Below are 26,742 nucleotides of genomic sequence, written 5' to 3'. Positions count from 1 at the left end.
AGAACACAAGGAGATTCATCTCGATGAAGAAGCGTTACGACTACGTCATCGTCGGTGGCGGCTCGGCCGGCTCCGCGCTGGCCAACCGCCTCTCGGCCGACTCGAACACGAGCGTTCTCGTGCTCGAGGCCGGGCGCGCCGACTTCAAGATCGACCCGCTCATCCACATGCCCGCCGCGCTCATGTTCCCCAGCGGCAACCCGCTCTACGACTGGCGTTACGAGAGCGACCCGGAGCCCTTCATGGGTGGTCGGCGCGTCGCGCACACCCGCGGCAAGGTGCTCGGTGGCTCCAGCTCGATCAATGGCATGATCTTCCAGCGCGGCAACCGAGGCGACTACGACAAGTGGGCCACGTTCGCCGGCATGGAGGACTGGGACTACGCCCACTGCCTGCCCTATTTCAAGCGCATGGAGACGACGCTCGCGGGCGCCGACGCCTGGCGCGGCGGTTCCGGTCCCCTCACGCTCGAGCGCGGCCCGGCTACCTCTCCCCTGTTCCAGGCCTTCTTCGAGGCCACCCAGCAGGCCGGCTACGCCCCGACGGATGACGTCAACGGCTACCGCCAGGAGGGCTTCGCACCCTTCGACCACACGACGAAGAACGGCTCGCGCATGAGCGCGTCCCGCTCCTACCTGTGGCCGGTCAAGAACCGCAAGAATCTCGACATCGCGACGCTCGCCTTCGTCACGAACTTGCGCTGGGACGGCAACCGCGTCACGGGCGTCGACTTCGTGCGCGGCGGTCGCCGCAAGCACTCCGTCGAAGCCGGCGAGGTCATCCTGTGTGGTGGCGCGTTCAACACGCCGCAGCTGCTGCAGCTCTCGGGCGTCGGCAACCCCGAGGTCCTCGCGGCCGCGGGCGTCGAGACCCGCGTCGACCTGCCGGGCGTCGGCGAGAACCTCCAGGACCACCTCGAGGTCTACCTCCAGCACGAGTCGGTGCAGCCGGTTTCCATCCAGCCCTGGCTCAAGAAGTGGAAGGCGCCCTACATCGGCGCGCAGTGGCTCTTCGCCAACACCGGTGTCGGCGCCTCGAACCACTTCGAGGCGGGCGGCTTCATCCGTACGAACGAAGAGGTTCAGTACCCGAACCTCATGTTCCACTTCCTGCCGGTCGCAGTGCGTTACGACGGCACGGGCGGCGGTCACGAGCACGGCTACCAGGTGCACATCGGCCCGATGAACTCCGACGTGCGCGGCCACGTACGCATCACGAGCAACGACCCGAAGAAGCACCCGAGCATCCTGTTCAACTACCTGTCGACCGAGCGCGACCGCCGCGAGTGGGTCGAGGTCGTGCGCGCCGCGCGCCACATCCTCAGCCAGCCCGCGTTCTCGCCGTTCGACGGTGGCGAGATCTCCCCCGGAAGCGCCGTCCAGACGGACGAGGAGATCATCGACTGGATCGCGAAGGACGCCGAGACGGCCCTGCACCCCTCGTGCTCGGCCAAGATGGGCACCGACGAGATGTCCGTCGTCGACCCGAACTCGATGCGCGTGCACGGCACCGAGGGCCTGCGCGTCGCCGACGCGTCGGTCTTCCCGAGCATCACGAACGGCAACATCTACGCGCCGGTCATGATGGTGGCCGAGCGTGCCGCCGACCTCATCGCCGGCAACACGATGCTCGCGCCGGAGAACCCGCCCACCTACCGCGCCAAGGCCGGTATGCCGCTCTACCCCGAGGGCGACCCGCGCAACGACGCCTGGGACGCCAAGAGCGAGATCCCGAGCGCTGCCGCCATCGTGGGAGAGCCGCGATGAGCTCGGTGACGCCCGCCCCCGACACCGAGGTCGAAACACCCGGCGAAGCCCGGATCAAGCCTGTCGTCCTGTGGACCACGGCCGTGTTCATCGCGGTCGTGGCCGGGTGGGCCCTCATCGACCCGAAGGGCGCCGAGAGCCAGCTCGGTACCGTCGTCGAGTGGATGGGTGGCTGGTTCGGCTGGTTCTACATCGCCCTGGCGACGATCGTCCTGTTCTTCGTCGTGTACCTGGCACTGCGCTTCGGCCGCATCCGTCTGGGGCACGACCACGACCGTCCCGAGTACTCAACGTTCGCCTGGGCGAGCATGCTGTTCGCCGCCGGCATCGGCACGGACCTCATGTTCTTCGCCGTCGCCGAACCTGCGTCGCAGTACCTCGCACCGCCGCAGGGCAAGGGCGAAACGCTGGACGCCGCGCGTGAGGGCACGGTGTGGACCCTGTTCCACTACGGCATCACCGGCTGGGGCATGTACACGCTCATGGGTATCGCCCTCGGCTACTTCGCCCACCGCAAGGGGCTGCCGCTCGCGGTGCGTTCGGCGCTCTACCCGCTGTTCGGCAAGCGCATCAACGGCGGCATCGGCAACGCGGTCGACATCGCCACCGTGCTCGGCACGATCTTCGGTGTGGCGACCAGCCTCGGCATCGGCGTCGTCATGCTCAACGTCGGTCTCGACCTGCTGTTCGGCATCGACCAGGGCGTGCCCGCTCAGATCGGTCTCGTCGTCGTCGCCGTCGTCACCGCGACGATCTCCGCGACGTCGGGCATCGACAAGGGCATCCGCATCCTCAGCCAGCTCAACGTCCTCCTCGCGCTGTTCCTCGCGGGTTGGGTGCTCGTCTTCGGCGACACCCGCTTCCTCCTGCGCGCGGCGACGATGAACGTCGGTGACTTCGTCAACCTCTTCCCGGGCATGACGCTCGACACGATGGCGTACGACTACCCGGGCGAGTGGATGAACCTGTGGACCCTGTTCTTCTGGGCCTGGTGGATCGCCTGGGCAAGCTTCGTCGGCATGTTCCTGGCCCGCATCTCGAAGGGCCGCACGATCGGCCAGTTCGTCGTGGGCACGCTGACGATCCCGTTCCTTTACATCGTCATGTGGGTGACGATGTTCGGTAACACCGCGATCAAGCGGATCATGGACGGTGACAAGGCCTTCGGCGACGCCGCGGTCAACACGCCGGAATCCGGTTTCTACCAGCTGCTCCAGCAGTTCCCGGCGGCAACGTTCATCATCGGTCTGGCCACGTTCGTCGGCCTGCTGTTCTACGTGACGTCCGCCGACTCCGGCGCCCTCGTTATGGCGAACCTCAGCTCCGACCTGCCGGACGCCGAGACCGACGCCAAGCCGTGGGTGCGTGTCCTGTGGGCCGCCGCGACCGCCGTGCTGACCATCGCGATGCTCATCGTCGGCGGTATCACCGCGCTGCAGTACGCGACGATCGTCATGGGTCTGCCGTTCGCTTTCGTCATGATCCTCGTGATGATCGGTATCCACCGTGCGCTGACCGGCGAACAGCGGCACGCCAGCGCGATGCTGGACTCGCTGCGCTCGGGCACGATCGGTGCGCCGCCGACCGCGAACGGCTCGTGGAAGAACCGCCTCGCGCGTCAGTTCGGCAGTGTGTCTGCGAAGGCCACGGAGGAACGCATGGACGAGGTCGTCGTCCCGGCTCTCGAGGAGGTCGTCGCCGAACTGCGTGAGCGAGGCGTCAACGCCGAGCTCGAGCACCTGGCGCAGCCGACCAAGCAGCTACGCCGTTCGGTGACCCTCACCGTGCACGCGGCCGACCCGCGCGCCGAGGACTTCCACTACACGAGCCAGATCCGCAGCATCAAGGTCGCGTCCTACGGCGCGCGCATGATCGAGGCGGACGACATCTCGTGCCAGCTCGAGGTCGTTGTCCCCGGCGGTGGCGCGTACGACGTGCTCACCTACTCCAAGGAAGAGATCGCGCACGACGTGCTCGACCACTACACGTGGTGGCTGAACACGAACGCCACGGTCGCCCAGGAAACCGAGTGACCATCGGCTGACGCACTAAGGCGGCGGGTACCGGATCTGATCCGGTACCCGCCGCCTTTGTCGTGCTGAACAGGCTCGGCGGGTCAGCGCATGCGCGCGACGAACTCGCTCATCGTGATCTGCGGGCCGGAGAAGAACGGCGTCTCCTCGCGCACGTGGCGACGAGCCTCCGTGTACCGCATCTCGCGCATGAGGTCGAGGATGCGGTACATCTCGTCTGCCTCGAAGGCGAGGATCCACTCGTAGTCACCCATGCCGAACGAGGCGATCGTGTTGGCGCGCACGTCCGGGTACTCACGGGCGGCCATGCCGTGGTCGTGAAGCATCTTCTTGCGGTCCTCGTCGGGCAGCAGGTACCAGTCGTAGCTGCGCACGAACGGGTAGACGCAGATGTACTTGCGCGGCGTCTCCTCGGCCATGAACGCCGGAATGTGGCCGCGGTTGAACTCGGCCACGCGGTGCATCGCGACGTTCGACCAGTACGGCTCGAGGTGACGGCCGAGGTCGGTGGCGAGAAAGCCCGAGTAGGCCTTCTGCAGCTCGTCGATCGACTCGCCGTGCCACCAGATCATGAGGTCGGCCTCGGCGCGGAAGCCGGAGAGGTTGTACGTGCCGCGCACGGTCACGCCCTTGCCCGCGAGCGAGTCGAGGTACTCGTCTGCCTCACGCGCCATGGCCTCACGGTCGCCGTCGACCTTGTCGACGATGGTGAAGACCGACCACATCGCGTAGATGCGGGAAGCGTTGATGCGGTCGACCGTGACGTGCTTCGGCTCGGGGCGCGAACTCGTCTTCTCGGGGTTCTGCGGGTTCTCCGGCTGCGGGGTGGTCACCGTGATTCTCCTTCGGGTGCGTGCTTGTTCGGAACAGGTTCGGGGGCTCAGGCGAGCGCGTCTTGAGCGGCGAGGTCGTCGAGGACGCGGTCGGCGGCGGCGCGCGCCGTGGCGACACAGGCGGGGATGCCGACGCCGTCGAGGGCCGCCCCGGCGACGTCGAGGGCGGGCAGCCGCGTGAGGTCGTCACGGATGCGTCGGACACGCTCGACGTGGCCGAGGGCGTACTGCGGCAGACCGTTCGCCCAGCGCTGGACGTGGGCGTCGAGCGGGGCGGGAAGGTCGAGACCGGTCGCCTCGCCTAGGTCGTCCAAGCCGAGGGCAAGGAGTTCGTCGTCGGCATGATCGAGGACGGCCTCGTCGCGATGGCGCCCCATCGACACGCGTACGTAGGCCACGTCCGGCGCGGCCTCGGCGAGCCACGGCCACTTGACGCTGGAGAAGGTCGAGGCCTTGATCGTGCGTCCGTCCACCGGAGGGACGAGGAAGCCCGTTCCCTCGGGAAGGCCAGCGTGGACGGAGGCCGGGAAGGCGTAGGTGACGATCGCCATCGTGGCGTACTCGATGCCGCCGAGCGCGTCCGAGGCTTCGGGCGCGATGGCCGCGAGCAGGCGGGCGGCTGCGGGCGCCGCCGTCGTGACGATGACGCCGTCGGCCTCGTGCGGTTCGGGCAGACCGTCCCGTTCGACTTCGAGGTGCCACGTGCCGCGATGGCCGAGCGAGCGGCGCAGCTCGGTGACGCGCGCACCGGTGACGACGTCCACGCCGCGATCGGCGAGACCGGCGCGAAGCGCTTCGGGCAGCGATCCCATGCCGTCAGTGGGCGCCCCGAACACCTGCCGTGTGTCGTTCGACGAGACCGCCGACGAAGCGGCCCGGGCGGCCTCGGTCAGGCGCCGGCCGTCGCGCAGGGCCTTGAAGAGCGGAGGCACACAGGCACGGGCCGAGAGCTCGCGGGCGTTGCCTGCATAGACCCCGCCGAGCAGTGGCTCGACCATGCGGTCGACGACGGCGGCGCCGAGGGCCTGCTCGACAGCGTCACCGACGCTGATGTCGGCCAGGTCATCTGCGTTGTCACCAGCTTCGGAACGGGGCACCGAGATTTCGACCGGACGCTCGTCGGCGGCACGAGCCACCTCGTCGTCGGAGAGCAGCCCGCGGGCCGACTCGGGGTCTGACGGAATGCCCATGAGTGTGCCTGCAGGCAGCGCCTCGAGCGAGCCGCGGGACCACAGGAGGGCCGGGAAACGTTGGGGGTGAACGGCCTCGACGCCGAGCTCGGCGAGCAGGTCGACCACCTCGGGGCGGCGCCAGAGGGCCGACTCGGCACCGACATCGACGCGGTGCCCGGCGATCTCCTCCTGGCGCAATTTGCCGCCCACGCGCTCGTCGGCTTCGAAGACGGTGATCTTCCACGAGGGCGCCGTCGTCGCGAGATGCCACGCGGCGACGAGACCGCTCACTCCACCACCGACGATCGCGACCGACTTCATGCTCCCAGTTTCCCACTCTCAGCGCGGGTGGGGGTCGCCGGGGCGGCGCGTTGGGGGCAAGTCGTGACGTTGGTCCCGACTCGGCGGCAGCGACCCACCAGGGGGCGACGGGTGCGGCTACTCCCCCGTACTTCCGTCGACGGCCTGACGCAGGAGGTCGGCGTGACCGTTGTGCCGCGCGTACTCCTCGATCATGTGCACGAGGATCCACCGGAGGCTCACTGTTCCTTCGTCCTCCCGAGGGTTGACGGCGAGAGCGTCCAGACCGGCGTCGTGGGCGAGGGCTGCGTCGACGATACGGTCACTGACCGCGACGGCGTCGTCGAACCACGCCCACAGCTGTTCCTGGGCGTGATCGGCCGCGTGCTCCCATGCCCAGTCCACACCGGCTCCGTGGGAGTGCGCGAGCCAATCGGGGCGCTCGATGCCGCCCGCGAAGGTGAGGTTGAACCAACCTGCCTCCACCATCGTGAGGTGCAGCATCAGCCCGGCGAGCGTCATGTCCGTCGGGGGCAGGGCCCGACGCAACTGCTCGTCGTCGAGGCCGGAGCACTTCCACCGCAGCGTGTCGCGGTGGTGCTCGAGCATCCCGCGCAGCGTGGCGACCTCGTCGCCCTGCACCGGCGCCCAGCGCCTTTCGTCAGCCGACATCGCTGAACCACCTGTCATCTCGGGCGCTCCGCTCTCCTCGTCAACGACGTCACCCTACGTGCGGGAGGCGAGCGAGGCGTTGACCTCAACGAGAACGTCTGCGGCGCGCCGCAGATCGTCCTCAGCCAGCGTGAACGGAGTCCGAAGTCGCCCTTCGAGGCCACGTCCGTCGAGGGAGAACGCACTGCCCGGCGTGAGGGTGAGACCACGCAATGCCGCCCGTCGCACGATCTCGCTCGACTGCGCGCCCGGCAGCCTCCACCACAGCGACAGGCCGCCGTCGGGAAGGTCACAACTCCACCCCGGGCAGGCCCGGGCTATGGCGTCGCGCAGGAGAATTCGTCGACCGGCCAGCTCTGCGCGACGCTCGTCGTCGAGGCCGGATTGATCACGCAGCAGGCCGGCGAGAACGATCTGTTCGAGCACCGGCGCTCCGAGATCGAGCGTCACGCGCGCCGACGCGATGGCACCGATGTAGCGGCGCGGCGCGCGCACCCATCCGAGGCGCAGTCCGCCCCAGTACGTCTTGCTCGCCGACCCGACCGTGATGCACTCGGGAGCAAACGCCGCCATGGGGCGAACGCGTGGCGCCGCGTCGAGCCACAGGTCGGCCAGGGTTTCGTCGACGATGCCGACGATGCCGTGCTTCGCCCACAGGCGCGCGAGGTCATGGCGGTCTTCCTCCCCCATGAACCGGCCCGTCGGGTTGTGAAAGTCCGGGATGACGAGCATCGCCTTCGGTGCCCGGCGCGCGAAGGTTTCGGCCGTGGCCCGCATATCGAGGCGACGCTCGTCGACTGATTCGACGGCGGGTACGAACCGCGCGCCCCGGCTTCGCAGCGACGCAAGCGAGTTCGGGTAGCCCGACGGCTCGACGGCCACGGCGTCTCCCGGTGAAACCAACGCCAATGCCGTAGCGGCCACACCGGCGAGAGCGCCCGTCGTCACGAGGATCTGATCGGGCGTCGTCGGCACGCCCCGCGCGGTGTAGCGCTCAGCGAGGGCATCACGGAGGTCGGGCACGCCGTCGCGGAAGTACCCGCCTTCGTGGGTGTAGGCCGCCAGGTGCCGCGAGGCCTCCGCGAACCGTTCGGCGAGGCCGCCCACTGCGGCTGGAGCCGTGTTGGTGAGGTTGATTCCTCCCTGCGGATCGAACCCGCCGAGCACGCCGCTCACGGGTTCGCCACCGCCCGAGACGGGGCCACCGGGGATGCGCACGCGCGTTCCGGAGCCGCGGCGGGCTTCGGCGAAGCCACGCTCGCGCAGCAGTGCGTACGCGTGAGTGACCGTCGTGCGCGACAGGCCGAACGCCACGGCAGCATCACGCTCGCTCGGCAGGCGGGTGTCGTGCGTCAGCCGGCCGTCGGCCACGAGACGTTCGATGCGGTCGCTCAACCAGACATACGCCGAACCTCGCTCGGGCGGTCGGCCGACGAGGCGCGCGAGGGCATTCGCCCCGATCCTGCGTTCCATGGGGCCACTGTGTTCGAATTGGCTATACGAGACAAGGCCACTTCTGCTGCACTCTGGTTTCATGAGCACCATGTCGACGGCCCAGCCTCAGCCCGACGCGGCCGCGCGTCCTTCGCGTGGATCGCGCCAGCTGGCCAATCTGACGCCGATGGGTCAACTGCGTGCCGGCAAGCTCGGTCGTCGGCTGCCGCAGCTCTTCATCGGCCTGACGCTCTTCGGTGCCGCGATGGGCCTGTTCGTGCGAGCGAACGTCGGCCTCGAGCCCTGGGGCGTCTTCCACCAGGGCGCCAGCCTGCACACCGGCTGGTCGATGGGCACCGTCACGATCGTCGTGTCTTTCATCGTGCTGCTGCTGTGGATCCCCATGCGTCAGTGGCCCGGTCTCGGCACCGTGGCGAACGCGGTGTGGCTCGGTTTCGTGCTCGATGCGACGATGGCGCTCGTCTCCGAGCCGAACTCCATCGTGGCGCGCTCGGCCCTCTTCGCCGTCGGCCTGCTCGTCAACGCCATCGGCGGCGCGATGTACATCGGAAGCCAACTCGGCCCCGGCCCCCGCGACGGTCTCATGACGGGCCTGCACCGCATCACGGGCCTCAGCGTCCGCCTCGTGCGCACGAGCATCGAGGTTGTCGTCCTCACTTCGGGCTGGCTGCTCGGCGGTGGCGTGGGCGTCGGAACGGTGCTCTATGCGCTGCTGATCGGCCCGCTCGTGCAGTTCTTCCTCCCGTGGTTCACGGTCGAGTTGGACGGGCACCGAGCCGAGGGTGCCAAAGCGCCTGAGGGCCCGGGGAAAGAGAACGCCACATACCCCGAGGGTGACTGAGCTTTGCCGACGCAGCTGAACGGCGTCAGGCGTCGGCGACGGGTCGCGAGTCGCCGGCCCTGACGCCCCGCACGATCGTCAGTCCGAGGACGACGAGACCGGCCGCGAGGAGAGATCCGCCGGCCATCTCCGAATCGAGGGGCGCGAGGAACGCGAGCGCCGCTCCGAGGAAGATGGCCCTGCGGGTGCGACGACGCTCGAGCAGCAACAGCGCTGCGGCCGGCACCACGGCGAGTGCGTACCAGGACTGCACGACCGGTGCGAGGAGCACCACCGCAGCGAACACCCCGATGCACGTTGCGAGTCCCGACGTGGGGTCACCCGTGGGCCTCGTGAGGGCCAGGACGATGACCAAGGCGACGGCGAGCGCCATGCCGAGCGCACGCACGACGGGCACGGCGTACATCTCGAGGCCGCTGCCGGTCTGTGCGAGCAGCCATTCGAGCACGACGCCGACGGCGGTGGGCGCGGACGCCGGGGTGACGACGACGCCCGGCACGCTGAGCACCTTGACCCATCCGAGCCCGAGCCCGTAGGGAATGCCGCTTGCCGCGACGGTGGCGGCGGCGATGAGGCCGCCGGCAGCGAGCCTGAGGAATCGTCCGGGTGCCCGCACTGCCCCGGGCAAGGAGACGAGAACGACGGGAACGACCGCCACGACGGCCGTGAACTTCACCGCAGCGGCAAGACCGACGAGCACGACGCCGAGCACCCACCGTCGTTCGGCGGCGAACACGAGCGCCGCGGCCACGAGGCCCATGACGAGGGCGTCGTTGTGCAGCCCGCCGACGGCGTGGACGAGGACGAAAGGTGACGCGATCGCGAGCGCCGTCGCCCTCGCCGGGTCGATGCCGAGGTGGCGGGCGAGGCGCGGAACGGCCCACGCAGTGAGGCCGAGCCCGATCAGGGCGGGCACCCGCTGGAGCAACAGCAGGAGCGTGGGGTCGCCGAACACCTCGCGCGTCAGAGCACCCCAGATGATGGGGATCGGCCCGTACGGCGTGGGGGTGTAGCGCCAGATCGGGTCGACCATCGAGGTGAGTAGTTCGGGCATCTCGCCCGGGGAGATCGTGTACGGGTCACGCCCGGACGCCGCGACGGCGCCCTGGGCCATGTAGCTCCACCCGTCGTGGGAGAACAGCGGCGGCGCGATGAGCAGGGGCGCCATCCAGCGCATCGTCACGGCCCGTACGTGACGGATGCGTTGGTCGGCCGATCCTTCCGCCGGGGTCCGCACGAGGCTCACCCATGCGTGCGTGAGCAAGGCGACGCCGATCAGCGTGAAGACGAGGGCGAGGAAGCGTCCTGGCGCGTTCGTGCCCAACCACTGCAGCGGGGCGACGAGGAAGCGCACCGGGCTCGGAGGCAGCTCGTTGAGGACGAGCCCCGCGAGGAGCAGGAGCACCGAGCCGCACACACCCCGGCTGACGAGGGTGCCGGGCAACGTCGGAGCACGCATGTGCCGGAGCGTCAGCGAGCGGAGATCTCGTGAACGCGGGCGACGACGCGCGTGATGACGTCGGGGTCGGTGCTCGGCAGGACGCCGTGGCCGAGGTTGAAGATGTGGCCCTTCGCGCGACGGCCCGCGGCGACGATCTCGTCGACCTTGGCCTCGAGGGGCTCCCAGGGAGCGAAGAGGAGCGCGGGGTCGAGATTGCCCTGGAGAGCGTACTGACCGCCGGTGCGTTCGCGGGCGGCGTCGAGGTCGACGCGGAAGTCGACACCGACGACGTCGGCGCCCGCCTCGCCCATGGCGGAGAGCAGTTCACCGGTACCGACGCCGAAGTGGATCTTCGGCACGTCGAGCCCCTCGACAGCGGCGAGCGCCTGACGTGAGTGCGGCTGGACGAAGCGCAGGTAATCGGCAAGCGGGAGGTTGCCGACCCACGAGTCGAACAGCTGGACGGCACTGGCGCCGGCTTCGGCCTGCACGCGCAGGAACGCACCCGAGATCTGGGCGAGACGAGCGCACAGGTCGTTCCAGAGCTCCGGGTCGCCGTACATGAGCGCCTTGGTGTTCTCGTGGTTCTTCGAGGGCCCGCCCTCGACGAGGTACGAGGCGAGCGTGAAGGGTGCACCCGCGAAACCGATGAGCGGCGTGCCGCCGAGTTCGGCGGTGAGCAGCTTGACCGATTCGGTGATGTCCGGGACGGCGTCGGGCGTCAGCTCGGGCAGGCGGTCGAGGTCGGCGCGCGTGCGGATCGGCTGCGCGACGACCGGGCCCACGCCCGCGACGATGTCGAGGTCGACGCCGACAGCTGCGAGCGGCACGACGATGTCACTGAAGAAGATGGCGGCGTCGACGTCGTGACGACGCACGGGCTGCATCGTGATCTCGGTGACGAGGTCGGGTCGGCGGCACGACTCGAGCATCCCGACTCCCTCGCGCACCTTGCGGTACTCGGGCAGCGAACGGCCGGCCTGGCGCATGAACCACACGGGCGTGTAGGGCACTTCTTCGCCGCGGGCAGCCTTGACGAGGACGGAGTTGCGCGGGTCGACATTCGTTTCGCTCACGCTCGAAATCCTCTCATGCGCACCTGGCTTCGGCAGCGGCGAACCACCCGGAGGACCCTGGTCGATCTGACAGGGTGAAGCCATGGCCTCCCCCGCCGAAACCCTGCACACCGAACGCCTCGTCCTTCGCCGCTTCGCACCCGATGACGACGCCGACCTCGAGTTCGCTCTCGAGCTCCATGCGAACCCCGATCTGGCCCGGTTCATCCCGTCGGCCGTTCTCACCACCCGCGAGGACGCGGCCGCGTGGTTGCGCCGGATCGACGGCAACACCTCCCCGGGACGCGGCTGGTGGTGCGTCGAGGCCGAGGGCGCGCCCGTCGCGGCCATCCTGCTCAAACCGCTCCCTTTCTCCGCCGGGTACACGAACGCGACGACGGAGGATGTCGAGATCGGGTGGCGCGCCACGAGCACAGCCACCGGGCACGGCTACGTCACGGAAGCGGCCCGCGCCGTTCTCGACGCGGCGCTGGCCGGTGGCCTCGACCGGGTTGTCGCCGTCACCGACCCGGCCAACGTCGCCTCACGACGGGTGACCGAGCGTCTCGGCATGACGCACCTCGGAGGCACCGATCGCTACTACGACGCGTCGCTCGAACTGTTCGTCGCGCGCAGCGACCGGTCGGCCTGAGCCGTCAGATCGACACGAGGCACACGCCCACGACGGTGAGTGCCACACCCGCCAGCTGAACCCCGCGCATACGCTCGCCGAGGAAACCGCGGGCGAGCAGCAGCGTCGCGACCGGGTAGAGCGAGCCGAGCACGGCGACGATCGAGACCTGCCCCTGGGCCGAAGCCGCGGCGAACAGCAGGTTCGCGACGAGGTCGCCGATGCCGAGCAGCGGCAGCGCAAGAATGAGACGAGGCGTCAGGGGTTCGCTGGCCACGTTCCGTGAACGCAGGACGAGGAACGTGGGGATGAGCAGCGACAGGCTGCCGAACCGCATGGCGAGCATGGAGCCGGACAGGTCGTGCCGCGCCCCTCCGTCCATGAAGTACAGGGACAGCCCGAACGCGACGGCGGCGATCGCGGCGAGCGTGACCGGCCTGCGGCCCACCTCACCCGACAGTTCGGGTCCACTTGCGAGCACCGCACCCACGAGGGCGACGACAAGGCCCACCCCGACGATCGTCGTCCACGCGTCGCCGCGGAGGAGACCGAGCGTGACGGGCACGATGGCACCGAGGGCCGTGATGGGCGAGACGACGCCCATCGTCCCGGTCGACAGCGCCGCGTACAGGCACAGCAATCCCACGGCGCCACTGAGCCCCGCCGCGATGCCCCAGAGCGCCCACGCCGTGACGGGCGATTCCCCGTGCGAGCCCCACAAACTCACGGACAGGAAGAACACGAACGCCGCAGCGAGGCCACCGAGCTGAGACAGGGTGACGACCTTGACCGGATGCATCCGCTTCGTCAGAACGCCTCCGGCGAAGTCTGCGCTACCCCAGACGGCGGAGGAGAGAAGGGCCAGGAACGTCACCACATGCGCAGGGTAGGACGCGCGGCGTGCCTCCCGTGAATTCGCCCCTTTCCGGCCTAATCTTCTGGCCATGGGGATGCAGACATTGAAGCGCGACGACGCCGAGCACTTCGCCGACGTGGTCGATGCCGTCAAGGCCGCGCGGGTGCGTCCCGAACTCTCCCTCACCGAGGTGCCCCCACCGCGCCGTATCGCTCCCCACGCCGTCGCTTTCTCCGCCGAGGTCGTCGACCCGCGTGACGACGACGCCGTTCTCGGCACCGGACGTTTCGTCCTTCTGCACGACCCCGCGGGCCCCGAGGCCTGGCACGGCACCTGGCGCGTCGTGACGTTCGCTCGCGCCGAACTCGAATCCGAGATGGCCACAGACCCGGCGCTCGGCGCTGTCGGCTGGTCCTGGCTCGTCGAGTCCCTCAAGGACGCCGGCGCCACGTACACCGCGGAAGCCGGCACCGTCACCCGCGTCGTCAACGAGAGCTTCGCCGGCCTCGCCGAGCGTCCCTCGAGCGTCGAGCTCGAAGTGCGTGCGTCGTGGACCCCGGACGGCAACGACATCGCCGCCCACCTGCAGGGTTGGGCCACGCTCATGTGCACGGTCGCCGGCCTGCCGCCGCTGCCCGAAGGGGTGTCCGCCCTGCCGGGGCGCTTCTGATGACGTCCGACTCCCCCGCCGGCGATAACGCGTCGCTCGAGGACGCGCAGCCGACCGACGACAAGCCGAGCTATCCCCTGCTCGCCGAACCGGCTGACGGCGTTCCCGAGATCGTGACGACGGCCGCGCGCCTCAAGGAGTGCTGCGCCGCCATCCGCGCCGGCTCCGGGCCCGTCGCCATCGACGCCGAACGCGCGTCAGGCTTCCGCTACGGAAACGACGCCTACCTCGTCCAGCTGCGGCGCAAGGGTTCGGGCACCTGGCTCATCGACCCGGTGCCGTGCAGCGATCTCAGCAGCCTGAATGCCGCCATCGGCAAGGCCGAGTGGGTTCTTCACGCCGCAACGCAGGATCTTGCCTGCCTCAAGGCCCTCGGTCTGTACCCGAAGGCGCTGTTCGACACCGAACTCGGCAGCCGCCTCGCCGGCCTCGCCCGCGTCGGGCTCGCCGCCGTCACGGAGCACTACGTCGGCGTCACGCTCGCCAAGGAGCACTCGGCCGTTGACTGGTCGACGCGTCCGCTGCCCCACGACTGGCTCGTCTACGCCGCGCTCGACGTCGAGCGCCTCGTCGAGGTGCGTGACGCCCTGGCCGCCGACCTCGAAGCCCAGGGCAAGGGCGAATGGGCCCGTCAGGAGTTCGAGGCGCTGCTCGACTTCGAGGGCCCGACGCCGAAGAAGGACCCCTGGCGTCGCACGTCCGGTCTACACGCGCTGCGCGATCCGCGCCAGGTCGCCCGGGTGCGTTCGCTGTGGCAGACGCGCGAGGACATCGCCCAGCGCCGCGACACGACGCCGGGTCGCGTGCTGCCCGACGCACTCATCATCGATCTGGCCCGCCGCAACCCCAACGACCTCGCCGGTCTCGTCGGCCCGCCCGCCATCCGCCCACGCGTCGGTGACGGCTCGGCCCGACGCCGCCGTCCGCGCCCCGCGCACCGTGGACTCGCGCGCTACGGCGAGCGCTGGCTCAACGCGCTCAAGAACGCCGACGCCCTGCCGCAGCGCGAGCTGCCGCCCCTCACGATGCGTACGAACGCTCCCCCGCCGATCCGGGCGTGGGCCGATCGCAACCCAGCTGCCGCCGGTCGTCTCGACGACGTCCGCTACGGCCTCCAGCAGTTCAGCGAGAAGCGCAACGTGCCCGTCGAGAACCTGCTGACGCCCGATCTCCTGCGTCGCACCATCTGGTCGCCCCCCGCCGATCAGAGCGAAGCCGGATGGCGTGAAGCCCTCGCCGCCGGGGGCGCACGCCCCTGGCAGTGCGACATCGTCGCGCCGCTTCTCGCCGAAGCCGCGCTCGATCACCCGACGAATTGATCGACCCGCGTACTCACGGGTAACCGAACGGGTTAGCCTGGCCTAGTCAGCTTTGTCTAACTTCGGGAGGCAACGTGCCCCGCACGCTCCATGAGGTCGTCTTCGTCGACGGTGTTCGTACGCCGTTCGGCAAGGCCGGTGAGAAGGGCATGTACGCCCAGACCCGCGCCGACGACCTGGTCATCAAATGCATCCGTGAACTCATGCGTCGTCAGCCGAACCTCCCGCCCGAGAGCGTCGACGAGGTGGCCATCGCCGCCACGACGCAGATCGGTGACCAGGGCCTGACGATCGGCCGTATGGCCGCTCTCCTGTCGGGTCTGCCCAAGTCCGTTCCCGGTTACGCCATCGACCGCATGTGCGCCGGCGCCATGACGGCCGTGACGACGACCGCGTCCGGCATCGCGTTCGGCGCCTACGACATCGCCATCGCCGGCGGTGTCGAGCACATGGGCCACCACCCCATGGGTGAGGGCACCGACCCGAACCCGCGCATCGTCGCCGAGAAGCTCGTCGACCCGAGTGCCCTCGTCATGGGCAAGACGGCCGAGAACCTGCACGACCGTTTCCCGGCCATCACCAAGGAGCGCTGCGACGCGTTCGCCGTCGGCTCGCAGAACAAGCTCGCCAAGGCCTACGCCGAGGGCAAGATCCAGCAGGACCTCGTGCCCGTCGCCACGCGTCACGCCGAGAAGGGCTGGGGCCTGGCCACCACCGACGAACCGCCGCGTCCGGGCACCACGGTCGAGGACCTCGCCGGTCTCAAGACGCCGTTCCGCGCCCACGGCAACGTGACCGCCGGTAACGCCGCCGGTCTCAACGACGGCGCCACGGCCTGCATCCTCGCCTCCGAGGAGAAGGCCAAGGAACTCGACCTGCCCGTCGGCATGCGCCTCGTCGGCTACTCCTTCGTCGGCGTCGACCCCGAGGTCATGGGTATCGGCCCGGTCCCGGCCACGGAGAAGGCTCTCAAGCAGGCCGGTCTCACGATCGACGACATCGACCTGTTCGAGCTCAACGAGGCCTTCGCCGTCCAGGTGCTCGCCTTCCTCGACCACTTCGGCATCGACGCCGACGACGAGCGCGTCAACGCCTACGGTGGCGCCATCGCCACGGGTCACCCGCTCGCCAGCTCCGGCGTGCGCCTCATGACGCAGCTGTCGCGCCAGTTCGCCGAGAAGCCCGAGGCCCGCTACGGCCTCACGGCCATGTGCATCGGCATCGGCATGGGTGGCGCTGTCATCTGGGAGAACCCGAACCACCCCGACTACGGCAAGGAGAAGGTGGCCTGATGAACGACGCATCGAAGAACCAGGCTCACGACGAGGTCGTCACACACGCCCACGCGCAGGACATCCAGCTCCCGCGTCACGACGGCACAACGTCCGGCACCTTCGTCCTCATCACGCTCGACAACGGCTTCGACCACACGAAGCCGAACAGCTTCGGCCCGCTCGGCCTCGCCGAGCTCGAGGCTCAGCTGGACACGGCCGCCGAGCGTGCGGCCAAGGGCGAGATCGTCGGTCTCGGTGTCACCGGGAAGCCGTTCATCATGGCTGTCGGCGCCGACCTGACGGGCATCCCCGCGATCACGAGCCGCGAGCAGGCCGTCGAGATCGCCGAGCAGGGCCACCGCGTCTTCTCGAAGATCGCCGACCTCGACATCCCGACGTTCGCGTTCGTCAACGGCGCGTCCATGGGTGGCGGCGTCGAGATCGGGCTCTACTGCGACTACCGCACGATGTCCGCGGACGTTCCGGCTTACTCGCTGCCGGAGTGCTTCCTCGGTCTCGTGCCCGGCTGGGGCGGCACGTACCTGCTGCCGAACCTCATCGGTGTCGAGAACGCGCTGCAGCTCATCATCAGCAACCCGCTGTCGAACAACAAGATGGCCACGGGTGCTCAGGCGTTCAAGCTGGGCGTCGCCGACGAGCTCCTCGCGCCTGTCACGTTCCTCGAGGACTCGCTGCGCTTCGCGTCCGACGTCATCTCGGGCGAGAAGAAGGTCGAGCGCCCTGAGGTCGACAAGGACGAGTCGACGTGGAAGGCCGCGTGCGAGAAGGCCCGCGCCTTCACCATGCAGAAGACGGGCGGCGCTGCCCCCGCTCCGCTGCGTGCGATCGACCTCGTCGAGGCTGCCCGCACTAATACGCGCGAGCAGGGCTTCGAGGGCGAGAACGAGGCCCTCGGCGACCTCATCATGAGCGACGAACTGCGCGCCGGTCTGTATGCGTTCGACCTCGTCCAGAAGCGCGCCAAGCGCCCCGCCGGTGCGCCGGACAAGGCGCTCGCACGCAAGGTGACGAAGGTGGGCGTCGTCGGTGCCGGTCTCATGGCCAGCCAGCTCGCGCTGCTGTTCATCCGCCGCCTCGACGTGCCGGTCATCATGACCGACCTCGACCAGGCGCGCGTCGACAAGGGCGTGGAGTACGTTCACGCCGAGATCGACAAGCTCCTCGAGAAGAAGCGCGTCTCCCCCGACAAGGCGAACCATCTCAAGGGTCTCGTCACGGGTTCGACGAGCAAGGACGGCTTCGCCGATGCCGACTTCGTCATCGAGGCCGTCTTCGAGGAGATGGGCGTCAAGAAGAAGGTGTGGTCCGAGGTCGAGGCCATCGTCACGCCCGAGTGCGTCCTCGCGACGAACACCTCGTCGCTGTCGGTGACGGAGATGGCGGAGGACCTCGCGCACCCCGAGCGCGTCGTGGGCTTCCACTTCTTCAACCCGGTCGCCGTCATGCCGCTGCTGGAGATCATCCGCGGCGATAAGACGGACGACGCGACGCTCGCCACCGCGTTCGCCACGGGCAAGCAGCTCAAGAAGACCTGCATCCTCGTGAAGAACTCGCCGTCGTTCGTCGTCAACCGCCTGCTGGGCCGCTTCATGGGCGAGGCGGGCAAGATCGCGGACGAGGGCACGCCGGTCGAGACCGTGGAGAAGGCGTTCGCCGGCATCACGCCGATGCCGCCGTTCATGCTCATGTCGCTCGTCGGCCCGGCAATCGCGCTGCACAACAGCGAGACGCTGCACGGTGCGTTCCCGGATCGCTTCTACGTCTCGCCGAACCTGGCGAAGGTCGTCGAGGCGAAGATCCCGGGCTTCTACGGCAAGGACGGCAAGCTCAACGAGGAGGTCTTCGCTCAGTTCGAGAAGACCGGCTCCACGGAGCTCACCGCCGAGCAGGTGCGTGACCGCGCCCTCGAGGCCCTCGCCGACGAGACGCGTCGCATGCTCGACGAGGAGGTCGTCGCGGCTCCGATGGACATCGACCTCGCGATGATCACCGGTGCGGGCTTCCCGTTCTGGAACGGTGGCGTCACGCCGCTGCTCGACCGCCTCGGCATCTCCGAGAAGGTCACCGGCCAGCGCTTCCTTCCGAAGGGCGCTGCCAGCGTCGCCGGCTGATCCCGCTTCGCGCAACAGAACGCGCGGGGAGAGCATCTGTGCTCTCCCCGCGCGTTCTGTGTGTCCTCGAGCGCGTGCGACTCGCCGTTCTAAGCCGGACGGTTGATCGCGAGGAGTGAACGGGTATCGTCGAGAAATACGCCACGTGGTGAACGCCACGCGGTGGACGGTTCTTTATCTCATACATGAGATATAGCATGGAGAGCATGGTTCAACAGCAGCTTGTACGGATCGGTGGCACCATCCGTGAAGCCCGGCTCGAACGCGGTCTGACGCAGAGCGCCCTCGCGGCGCAGGTCGGCACCTCGCAGAGCGCGGTCGCCCGCATCGAGCAGGGCGGCCAGAACCTCAGCATGGAAATGCTGACCAAGATCAGCAGAGCACTCGATTCGGAGATCATCACCGTGGCCAGTAGCAACCTCCCCCTGAACATGCGCATCGAGGGCGGCAAGCAGCTCTCCGGTTCGATCGACGTCCGCACGAGCAAGAACGCTGCGGTCGCCTGCCTGTGTGCCGCCATGCTCAACAAGGGACGCACGACGCTGCGCAACCTCGCTCGCATCGAAGAGGTCAACCGGATCACCGAGGTGCTCAACTCCATCGGTGTGAAGACGCGCTGGCTGCCGGACTCGAGCGACCTCGAGATCACGCCGCCGGAGAAGATCGACCTGTCGACGATCGACGAGGTCGCCGCGCGCCGCACCCGCACGATTCTCATGTTCCTCGGCCCGCTCATGCACGAGTTCGACACGTTCGAACTGCCGAACGCCGGCGGCTGTGACCTCGGTGCGCGCACCGTCGAGCCCCACCTGCACGCGCTGCGCGCGTTCGGCATGTCCGTCGAGGCGTCGAACGGCTACTACCACGTGTCCGTCGACAACTCGGTGCGCCCGACGAAGCCGATCGTCCTCATCGAGCGTGGCGACACCGTCACCGAGAACGCGCTGTTCGCCGCCGCTCGCTACGAGGGAAAGACGATCATTCGCAACGCCTCGAGCAACTACATGGTGCAGGACCTGTGCTTCTTCCTGCGCGAGCTCGGTGTCTCCATCGAGGGCGTCGGCACAACGACCCTCGAGATCCAGGGCGTCGGCGAGATCAACAAGGACATCGAGTACTTCCCGAGCGAAGACCCGATCGAGGCCATGTCGCTCGTCGCCGCGGCGATCGTGACGAAGTCGGAGATCACGATCAAGCGCGTGCCGATCGAGTTCATGGAGATCGAGCTCGCCATTCTCGAGGAGATGGGCTTCCGCTACGAGATCACCGAGGAGTACACGTCCGCCAACGGCGAGACGCGCCTCGTCGACCTCACGACGAAGCCGGGCCCGCTCAAGGCGCCGACGGACAAGATCCACCCGCTGCCCTTCCCCGGCCTCAACATCGACAACCTGCCGTTCTTCGCCGTCATTGCGGCGTGCGCCGAGGGCCAGACGCTCATCCACGACTGGGTGTACGAGAACCGCGCGATCTACCTCAACGAGCTGACGAAGATCGGCGCCACGGTGCACCTCATGGACCCGCACCGCGTCATGATCGAAGGTCCCGCCAAGTGGCGTGCGGCCGAGGTGATGTGCCCGCCTGCGCTTCGCCCGGGCGTCGTCATCCTGCTGGGCATGCTCGCGTGCCCCGGCACGTCGATCCTGCGCAACATCTATGTCATCAACCGTGGCTACGAGGAGCTCGACGAGCGCCTCAACGCGCTCGGCGCCGACATCACGAGCTTCCGCGACGACGAGTTCAGCAACTGAACCTGACGCGCTGAGTCGCCTCGACGACGAGCCCGCCCCGTCACCACTCGGTGACGGGGCGGGCTCGTCTCATGTGGCAGCTCTCGCCTGTCGGCGATGGCATAGCCTCTCGTCATGGCCCTGCACGCATTCCCCGAAGCACTCGCCCACCGAGGTTTCTCGGGCGGCGACGGTCACACCCTCGAGAACTCGATGTCCGCGTTCGACGCGGCTGTGAGGCTCGGGTATCGCTGGGTGGAGACCGACGTGCACGCCACCGCCGACGGGGTGCTGCTCGCGTTCCACGACGAGACGCTCGACCGGACGACGGACGCCCGCGGCGTCATCGCGCAGCTCCCGTGGACTGTGGTCTCGAAGGCTCGCATCAACGGCGTCGAGCCGATCCCCCGCCTCGACGATCTGTTCACGCGTCACCCGCAGCTGTGCGTCAACATCGACGTCAAGGCTGCCGGGGCGATCGAGCCACTCATCGCGTGCATCGAGCAGCACGGAGCGCACGATCGGGTGCGGGTGGCGTCGTTCTCGGAGAAGCGCCGGCGGGCGGTGCTCTCGGGCCTCAGCCGACCCGTACGCAGTTCGCCCGGGCAGGAACTCATGACGGCGCTGTGGGTGAGCGCCCACGTTCCCGTTGTGGGCCGGATGCTGTTCAAGCGGCTCGCGAAGGGCATCGACGCCCTACAGATCCCCGAGCGCCACGGACGGGTGCGCGTGCTCGACCGGTCGCTGCTCAACGCCGCGCTCGCGGCCGGCGTCGTGGTGCACGTGTGGACCGTCAACGAGCGCTCCGACATGGAGCGGCTGCTCGACTTCGGCGTCGACGGCCTCGTCACCGACCGAGCCGACACCCTCAAGGACGTCCTCGTCGCGCGGGGTGACTGGCCCGACGTGCCCGCCAACTGAGCGGGGTCCAGGGCCGTCGCGCAGGAGGGGAAGGATTCTTCCCTTCTTGCGTATAAGGGCCCGGCTTGGGCACAAGAAGGGAAGATTTCGCACTCTCTTGCGTCTCCATGGCCCGCGGTATCCCTCCGGCCGGGGCGTCAGGCCTGGCGCTGCCCCTCGAGGATCTCGTCTACCTCGCGGATGAGTGCGGCACCCGTGCGGCCCCACGAACGCAACTCGGCGTCGCTCGCTCGCGTCAGCGCCCGGCGCCAGCTGAGCACGCGGCTCATGCGACCCAGGAGCAGGGCGTCGTCGACGGCGCGGTGCAGGACGCTCGAACCGAGCGCATCGCCCCACCCGCTGGAGTACGCCCGCAGCAATCGCGCCCGCGCCGCGGCGGCAGCGGCGTCGTCGAGGCCCTCGGTCGTGGCGCGCAGCGGCTCGTACAACGACAGCAAGGGATGACCGACGTACGCGTGCATCCACTCCGTGATGCGGGCCTTCGTCAGACCCGCCGTGGTGCCGTCGGCGAGAACCGTGCCGGAACGCAGGTCGTCGTGCTGAACCGTGAGCGGCAGGCCGAGTTCTTCGAGGCGGCGCGCCGTGGACGACAGCGCCGACCAGTGGTTCGGCGACAACCCGAGCCGCCGCCACTGCTTGACGATGTCGCCGGGTGTCAGCTTGAGGACGCCGTCGCGCACCATGTCGTCGGCGACGGCAGCCGAGGCCCGCTGGATTCCGGCGTAGCGGCGCAGCACCCCCGACATGAGGCTGAGGCGTGACTCCTCGGTCTCCACCTCACGCAGGCTGCCACTCTCGGCGGGCGTGAGGAACCAGCGACGCTCTCGGTCGGCGGCCCAGATCGACGGCACGGCGTCGGGCACAACGGTGGCCAGGTGCCCCATGAGCACCGACTCCGAGGTCGTCTCCGGAAGGCCCGCCACCATGCGCACGCGCCCGTGATCGGTGTCGGCCACGAGGCGCGTGAACCACGGCGTCAGTGTCGGCTGCTTCGGCGTCGTCGCGTCACGCGTGACACCGCGACGCTCGAGCACCTCGTCCATCCAGCGGCTCGCGTCCCACATCCAGTCCTTGCTCGCCCACACCTCGGTGGCGGGGCCGGGGACGAGTGCGCCGGGAAGTGGCGGAAGGTCGTCGTACCGTGCCACTCAGGCGACGTCCTTGCCGTTTGCCAGGCGGGGGCGTAGGTCGGCGGTGATGGCGTCCGCCGTCAGGCCGATCTCGGTGAGCACCTCACCGCGCGAGGCGTGCAGGAGGAACTCCTTCGGGATGCCGTACGTGTCGACGCCCGCAGCGACGCCGGCCTCACGGAAGGCGCGCGCACACGCGGAACCGACACCGGCCTCGACGAGGTTGTCCTCCACGACGACGACGTGCTTCGCGCGAGCAGCCAACTCGACGAGCTCCGGGGCGACCGGGAAAACCCACCGCGGGTCGACAACCTGAACGGCGAGTCCGTCCGACTCCAGGGTCTGCGCCACGTCGAGCGCGACACCGACCATCGAACCGACACCCACGACGAGCACGTCCGGGTTCTCGGCGTCCTTCATGACGTCGAGGCGCCCGATGCGACGCTCGGCGACGAGGGGCTCACCGACGTCACCCTTCGGGAAGCGGATGACGCTCGGCGCATCGTCGATCTCGACGGCGTCGCGCAATTGCTCGCGCACCTGGGCGCCGTCACGCGGCGCGGCGAGGTGCAGGCCGGGCACGATCGAGCAGATCGACATGTCCCACATGCCGTTGTGCGAGGCGCCGTCGGAACCGGTGACACCCGCGCGGTCGAGCACGAACGTCACACCCTGCTTGTGCAGCGCGGCGTCCATGAGGAGCTGGTCGAACGCGCGGTTGAGGAACGTGGCGTACACGGCGACGACCGGGTGCAGACCGCCGTAGGAGAGCCCGGAGGCCATCGTCACGGCGTGCTGCTCGGCGATGCCGACGTCGAAGACGCGCTCGGGGTACTTCTTCGCGAAGTCGTCGAGGCCGACGGGAATGAGCATGGCCGCGGTGATCGCGACGACGTCGTCACGCTCGCCGCCGAGCGCCACCATCTCGTCACTGAACTCGTCGGTCCAGATGCGCCCGGAGACCTCGAACGGCAGCCCTGTCTCGGGGTTGAACTTGCCGATGCCGTGCCACTGGTCGGCTTCGTCGGAGTAGGCGGGCTTGTAGCCGCGCCCCTTCTGCGTGATGACGTGCACGAGCGTGGGGCGGCCGTAGTCGCGCGCCCGACGAAGGGCCGTCTCGACGGCCTGCTCGTCGTGGCCGTCGATGGGGCCGAGGTACTTGATGCCGAGGCTCTCGAAGACGCCCGTGTCGGGGTAGACCATGTCCTTGAGGCCGCGCTTCACACCGTGCAGCGCCTCGTACATCTTGTTACCGACCTTGGGCGTGCTCTGCAGGCGGCTCTTGCCCCAGTCGAGCACCTGGTCGTAGGTGTGCATCGTGCGCATCATCGCGAGGTGCTGCGCCATGCCGCCGATCGTCGGCGCGTACGAGCGCTCGTTGTCGTTGAGCACGATGACGAGCGGCAGGTCGGGGTCGGCCGAGATGTTGTTGAGCGCCTCCCAGGCCATGCCGCCGGTGAGTGCGCCGTCGCCGATGACGGCGACCGTGTGCCGGTCGACCTCGCCGCGCAGACGGCGCGCCTTGGCGATGCCCTCGGCCCACGACAGCGAGGTGGAGGCGTGCGAGTTCTCGACGACGTCGTGCTCGGACTCCTCACGGCTCGGATAGCCCGAGAGGCCGCCCGACTTCTTGAGCTTGCTGAAGTCGTGACGCCCGGTGAGCAGCTTGTGCACGTAGCTCTGGTGACCGGTGTCGAAGACGAACGTGTCATGCGGCGAGTCGAAGACGCGGTGCATGGCGATGGTCAGCTCGACGACGCCGAGGTTGGGGCCGAGGTGGCCCCCCGTCTTGGAGACGGAATCGACGAGGAACTGCCGGATCTCGGCCGCGAGGTCATCGAGCTTGTCGACCGGGATGCGCTTGAGATCGTCCGGCCCCGAGATGGTTTCCAGCAGGGTCACGTCTGAATCAGCCTTTCGAGAGTGCAGTCTCTTGAGTCTAGGTCGTTCGCCTGCAAGGTTCCATGCGAGCACACCCCCATGACGTTCGGACGTTACCGAAGAGTCACTTCCTCCCTTCACAACCGCGGCACGAACGTCTTGCCGCGCATCGCCTCATGGACGAGACGCACGGCGTGCGCCGTGGCGCGCAGCCGCAGCCCCTCGGCCGACAGGTGCTCCATCACCTGCGGAACGGCGCGCGGGGGCAGCTCGTCGGCCAGGTCGACCCGAATACGTCGGTACGACTCGCGCATCGCGTTCAGCTGCGCGTCGACGTGCCACGTGGCCACCCAGGCGAGCGCCACCGGATGCCGACGCCACGCGTCGTAGGCGCGGAAGTCGGCCGGGCACTGGTCGAGGAGCCACTGCGTGGCAGCCTGCTCCCACCCCGGCGCTCCTGGCGGCGGCACTCCCCTCGGCCACCCCGGAGGGCCGGCCTGCACGACATCGGACATGGCATCAGCGTACGCCATTTTTCGAACATACGTTCTACTGTTTCGCAGTGGCTCGACGCCGCGCCACTGCACTCACGCCGAGCACGAGCAGGCCGGCGATCACACTCCAGAAGGCAGAGCCGACGCCACCCAGCGTCACGCCCGAACCGGCGACGACGAGCGTCACCGCGGCCGCCTCGCGCGTCGCGACGGGCTCGAGTGCCGACGCAGCAGCTGCGGCGAAGGTGCCGAACAGGGCCACCGCAGCAACCGCCGCGAGCAACCCCTGCGGCGCCACGAGGGCCACTGCGACAACGGCGGCCGACGCCGGCGCCAACGCAACGTAGACCACGCCGCACGCGACACCCGCGATCCACCGACGATCCCGATCGGGATGCGCTTCGGGGCCCGCCGCGAGCGCCGCGGAGATGGCGGCCAGGTTGATGGCGTGCGCACCGGCGACCGAACCGGCAACACCCGCCGCGCCCGTGTAGAGAAGCGGTTTGCGCAGGCCGAGGCGGTACCCGAACGACGCGAGCACCGCGACGCCCGGCAGGTTCTGGCTCGTCATCGTCACGAGGAAGAGCGGCAGCGCGATGGCGACCATCGCCGTCGCGTCGAGGTGGGGCGCGACGAACTCAAGGTGGGGCGCGAGCGTCGTCACCCCCGTTCGCGAGAAGGCTCCGTCGACGCCCATGACGATGAGCGCCGCGGCGAGCGCGGCCAGCACCGCCCACCGCCGCGCGAACGCCGTCGTGACGAGCCAGGCAAGCAGGACACAGCCGATCTGCCACGGAGCACGGGGCAGGTCGACGAACGGCTTCGCGCAGATCGTGAGGAGGATGCCCGCGAGCATGGCGCTGGCGAGAGCAGCGGGGATGCGTTCGACAAGCTTCTCGAGCCACGGCACCGCACCGCACAGGGCGAGCAGCACGCCACAGACGGCGAATGCTCCGACAGCTCCGGCGAACCCGCCGGCGGTAGCGCCGGTCGTCGCGAGGAGCGCCGCGCCCGGAGTCGACCACGCCATCGTCACGGGCATCCGCGTGCGCAGGCTGAACACGATGCAGCCGAGCCCCATCGTCAGACACAGGACGAGCAGGCCACTCGCCGCCTGCGCCTGCGTCGCACCGACGGCCCGCAGGCCCGCGAGGACGACGGCGAACGAGCTCGTGAAGCCGACGACGGCGCACACGAGACCGGCCGTCACGGCCTGCAGATCGTCGTGCCCCATCGTCATCGGCTCAGCGTACGAGCGCTTCACGCCGATGGCTCGCGCCTGTCCACGGATGCGGTGCCGACGGCGATTCGCACCCGATTCTCCGAAGTCGCCACGCGGCAACTTACGCATCGGCAACTTGAGACGTGGACCACATAGTCAACCGAAGGAAGAATATATTCTCCGCACGCCGCACCACGTCCGTCGCCGTTGCCGCAGCAGCTCTCGCAGGCGCGACGACCCTCACGGCCACCGGCGCTCAGGCTGCCGAATCGCAGCCGAAGGACACCGTCTGGAACCTCGGCTACGACGTCGCCGCCACGACGAACGTCAAGAAGATGAACCAGAGCTCGTCGACGACCGGTTTCAGCTTCTCCACCGTTCACGTCGAGAAGGGCACGCTGAGCTCCGACCTCATGCTCAAGGACCTCAAGACGCCGGTGAAGCTCGGCGGCCTCCAGATCGGTTACGCCACGATTGCGGTCGAGCCGGTCGGCAAGGCGACGGGCACGATCGACGCCACGACGCACAAGGTGACGCAGACGCAGAAGGCGTACCTGCACATCAAGGATCTCTCCCCCGCCGGTCACGGCCTCATCAACCTCGTGGGCAAGAACTGCAAGACGTCGGCGCCGGTCGAGATCCCGGTGAGTGGCACGATGAAGGGCGGCTTCGACCCCATCGCCCTGAGCGGCAACTTCACTATTCCCAGCTTCACCGGCTGCGGAACCGGCGGAACGCTCAACAAGCTCGTGACGAAGCAGGTCAGCGGACCGGGCAACACCATCACGTTGAAGCTCACGCCGCGCGCCTGACTCGCGCAGCTCTTGACGTGGGGCGGACCGTCATTGCCGACGGTTCGCCCCACGTCTGTGTCCGCGCTCGCGTGTCCGCGCTCGCCCCGAGCCGCAGCGTGC

22 protein-coding genes are annotated in these 26,742 nt (G+C 68.8%); 11 read left to right on the top strand and 11 right to left on the bottom strand.

Annotation, left to right across the window (positions count from 1 at the left end; genetic code table 11):
• The first annotated feature begins 23 nt into the window (after nt 1-23).
• Together betA and betT are read left to right on the top strand one after the other, a co-directional pair.
• Complete coding sequence (gene betA, locus K9D12_RS00655) at nt 24-1,766, top strand: choline dehydrogenase (RefSeq protein WP_187035240.1); 1,743 nt, start codon at nt 24-26, stop codon at nt 1,764-1,766.
• On the top strand, nt 1,763-3,799 hold the full coding sequence (betT, locus tag K9D12_RS00650; RefSeq protein ID WP_129663732.1) for a choline BCCT transporter BetT: 2,037 nt from the start codon (nt 1,763-1,765) through the stop codon (nt 3,797-3,799). Before betA ends, betT begins: the two co-directional genes overlap by 4 nt.
• An 83-nt stretch (nt 3,800-3,882) precedes the next feature.
• Here betT and hemQ read toward each other — a convergent pair whose 3' ends face one another.
• The 4 genes from hemQ to K9D12_RS00630 form a co-directional block, all read right to left on the bottom strand.
• Complete coding sequence (hemQ, locus tag K9D12_RS00645; protein ID WP_129663879.1) at nt 3,883-4,524, bottom strand: hydrogen peroxide-dependent heme synthase; 642 nt, start codon at nt 4,522-4,524, stop codon at nt 3,883-3,885.
• A 155-nt stretch (nt 4,525-4,679) separates the two neighbouring features.
• The gene (gene hemG / locus K9D12_RS00640; RefSeq protein ID WP_223059231.1) at nt 4,680-6,125 is read right to left on the bottom strand and encodes a protoporphyrinogen oxidase; all 1,446 of its coding nucleotides are present in this window, start codon (nt 6,123-6,125) and stop codon (nt 4,680-4,682) included.
• A 117-nt stretch (nt 6,126-6,242) separates the two neighbouring features.
• The gene (locus K9D12_RS00635; RefSeq protein ID WP_223059230.1) at nt 6,243-6,776 is read right to left on the bottom strand and encodes a DinB family protein; all 534 of its coding nucleotides are present in this window, start codon (nt 6,774-6,776) and stop codon (nt 6,243-6,245) included.
• Nucleotides 6,777-6,830: 54 nt separating this feature from the next.
• Nucleotides 6,831-8,249 (bottom strand): PLP-dependent aminotransferase family protein, encoded by a 1,419-nt coding sequence (locus K9D12_RS00630; RefSeq protein WP_223059229.1) that lies wholly within the window; start codon nt 8,247-8,249, stop codon nt 6,831-6,833.
• Nucleotides 8,250-8,310: 61 nt separating this feature from the next.
• Here K9D12_RS00630 and K9D12_RS00625 point away from each other — a divergent pair, with 61 nt between their 5' ends.
• Nucleotides 8,311-9,072 carry a YitT family protein gene (locus K9D12_RS00625; protein WP_370633429.1) on the top strand — a complete coding sequence of 254 codons (762 nt, stop codon included), beginning with the start codon at nt 8,311-8,313 and terminating at the stop codon, nt 9,070-9,072.
• 25 nt (nt 9,073-9,097) lie between these two features.
• On the opposite strand, the gene mptB is transcribed toward K9D12_RS00625, so the two are convergent.
• Together mptB and hemE are read right to left on the bottom strand one after the other, a co-directional pair.
• Nucleotides 9,098-10,531, bottom strand: a complete 1,434-nt coding sequence (gene mptB, locus K9D12_RS00620) for a polyprenol phosphomannose-dependent alpha 1,6 mannosyltransferase MptB (protein ID WP_223059228.1) — start codon at nt 10,529-10,531, stop codon at nt 9,098-9,100.
• 11 nt (nt 10,532-10,542) lie between these two features.
• Nucleotides 10,543-11,673 (bottom strand): uroporphyrinogen decarboxylase, encoded by a 1,131-nt coding sequence (hemE, locus tag K9D12_RS00615; protein WP_225910753.1) that lies wholly within the window; start codon nt 11,671-11,673, stop codon nt 10,543-10,545.
• Here hemE and K9D12_RS00610 point away from each other — a divergent pair.
• Complete coding sequence (locus tag K9D12_RS00610) at nt 11,672-12,220, top strand: GNAT family N-acetyltransferase (protein ID WP_223059227.1); 549 nt, start codon at nt 11,672-11,674, stop codon at nt 12,218-12,220. The genes hemE and K9D12_RS00610 overlap by 2 nt on opposite strands.
• A 4-nt stretch (nt 12,221-12,224) precedes the next feature.
• On the opposite strand, the gene K9D12_RS00605 is transcribed toward K9D12_RS00610, so the two are convergent.
• Nucleotides 12,225-13,076 (bottom strand): DMT family transporter, encoded by an 852-nt coding sequence (locus K9D12_RS00605; protein ID WP_223059226.1) that lies wholly within the window; start codon nt 13,074-13,076, stop codon nt 12,225-12,227.
• Nucleotides 13,077-13,143: 67 nt separating this feature from the next.
• Between K9D12_RS00605 and K9D12_RS00600 the strand changes: the two genes are divergently transcribed.
• The 6 genes from K9D12_RS00600 to K9D12_RS00575 all read left to right on the top strand — a co-directional run bounded on the left by K9D12_RS00600 (nt 13,144) and on the right by K9D12_RS00575 (nt 21,101).
• Nucleotides 13,144-13,725 (top strand): DUF3000 domain-containing protein, encoded by a 582-nt coding sequence (locus K9D12_RS00600; RefSeq protein ID WP_047311535.1) that lies wholly within the window; start codon nt 13,144-13,146, stop codon nt 13,723-13,725.
• On the top strand, nt 13,725-15,044 hold the full coding sequence (locus tag K9D12_RS00595; protein WP_193643662.1) for a ribonuclease D: 1,320 nt from the start codon (nt 13,725-13,727) through the stop codon (nt 15,042-15,044). Before K9D12_RS00600 ends, K9D12_RS00595 begins: the two co-directional genes overlap by 1 nt.
• A 74-nt stretch (nt 15,045-15,118) precedes the next feature.
• The gene (locus tag K9D12_RS00590; RefSeq protein WP_223059225.1) at nt 15,119-16,336 is read left to right on the top strand and encodes a thiolase family protein; all 1,218 of its coding nucleotides are present in this window, start codon (nt 15,119-15,121) and stop codon (nt 16,334-16,336) included.
• Nucleotides 16,336-18,450: a 3-hydroxyacyl-CoA dehydrogenase NAD-binding domain-containing protein gene (locus tag K9D12_RS00585; protein WP_223059224.1), complete on the top strand. Its 2,115-nt coding sequence runs from the start codon at nt 16,336-16,338 to the stop codon at nt 18,448-18,450. The genes K9D12_RS00590 and K9D12_RS00585 overlap by 1 nt, the downstream gene beginning before the upstream one ends.
• Nucleotides 18,451-18,656: 206 nt before the next feature.
• On the top strand, nt 18,657-20,201 hold the full coding sequence (locus K9D12_RS00580) for a UDP-N-acetylglucosamine 1-carboxyvinyltransferase (protein WP_223059223.1): 1,545 nt from the start codon (nt 18,657-18,659) through the stop codon (nt 20,199-20,201).
• Between the two features lie 114 nt (nt 20,202-20,315).
• Complete coding sequence (locus tag K9D12_RS00575; RefSeq protein WP_223059222.1) at nt 20,316-21,101, top strand: glycerophosphodiester phosphodiesterase family protein; 786 nt, start codon at nt 20,316-20,318, stop codon at nt 21,099-21,101.
• A 137-nt stretch (nt 21,102-21,238) separates the two neighbouring features.
• Here the strand turns inward: K9D12_RS00575 and K9D12_RS00570 are convergent, their stop codons facing one another.
• From K9D12_RS00570 to K9D12_RS00555, 4 genes are all read right to left on the bottom strand, one after another.
• Nucleotides 21,239-22,249: an aminoglycoside phosphotransferase family protein gene (locus tag K9D12_RS00570; protein WP_129663758.1), complete on the bottom strand. Its 1,011-nt coding sequence runs from the start codon at nt 22,247-22,249 to the stop codon at nt 21,239-21,241.
• Entirely contained in the window at nt 22,250-24,133 is a 1,884-nt protein-coding gene (gene dxs, locus K9D12_RS00565) for a 1-deoxy-D-xylulose-5-phosphate synthase (RefSeq protein ID WP_129663760.1), read from the bottom strand.
• 116 nt (nt 24,134-24,249) lie between these two features.
• Nucleotides 24,250-24,627 carry a hypothetical protein gene (locus K9D12_RS00560; RefSeq protein WP_225910751.1) on the bottom strand — a complete coding sequence of 126 codons (378 nt, stop codon included), beginning with the start codon at nt 24,625-24,627 and terminating at the stop codon, nt 24,250-24,252.
• 34 nt (nt 24,628-24,661) lie between these two features.
• Nucleotides 24,662-25,846, bottom strand: coding sequence for a benzoate/H(+) symporter BenE family transporter (locus tag K9D12_RS00555; protein ID WP_223059221.1), 1,185 nt, complete (start codon nt 25,844-25,846; stop codon nt 24,662-24,664).
• 125 nt (nt 25,847-25,971) lie between these two features.
• On the opposite strand from K9D12_RS00555, the gene K9D12_RS00550 reads away from it, so the two are divergent.
• The gene (locus K9D12_RS00550) at nt 25,972-26,640 is read left to right on the top strand and encodes a hypothetical protein (protein WP_129663764.1); all 669 of its coding nucleotides are present in this window, start codon (nt 25,972-25,974) and stop codon (nt 26,638-26,640) included.
• The last annotated feature ends 102 nt before the right edge of the window (nt 26,641-26,742 follow it).

The organism is Dermacoccus sp. Tok2021 (assembly GCF_019895135.1).
GTDB lineage: Bacteria > Actinomycetota > Actinomycetes > Actinomycetales > Dermatophilaceae > Dermacoccus > Dermacoccus abyssi.
This window is presented reverse-complemented; position numbering and strand designations above follow the sequence as displayed.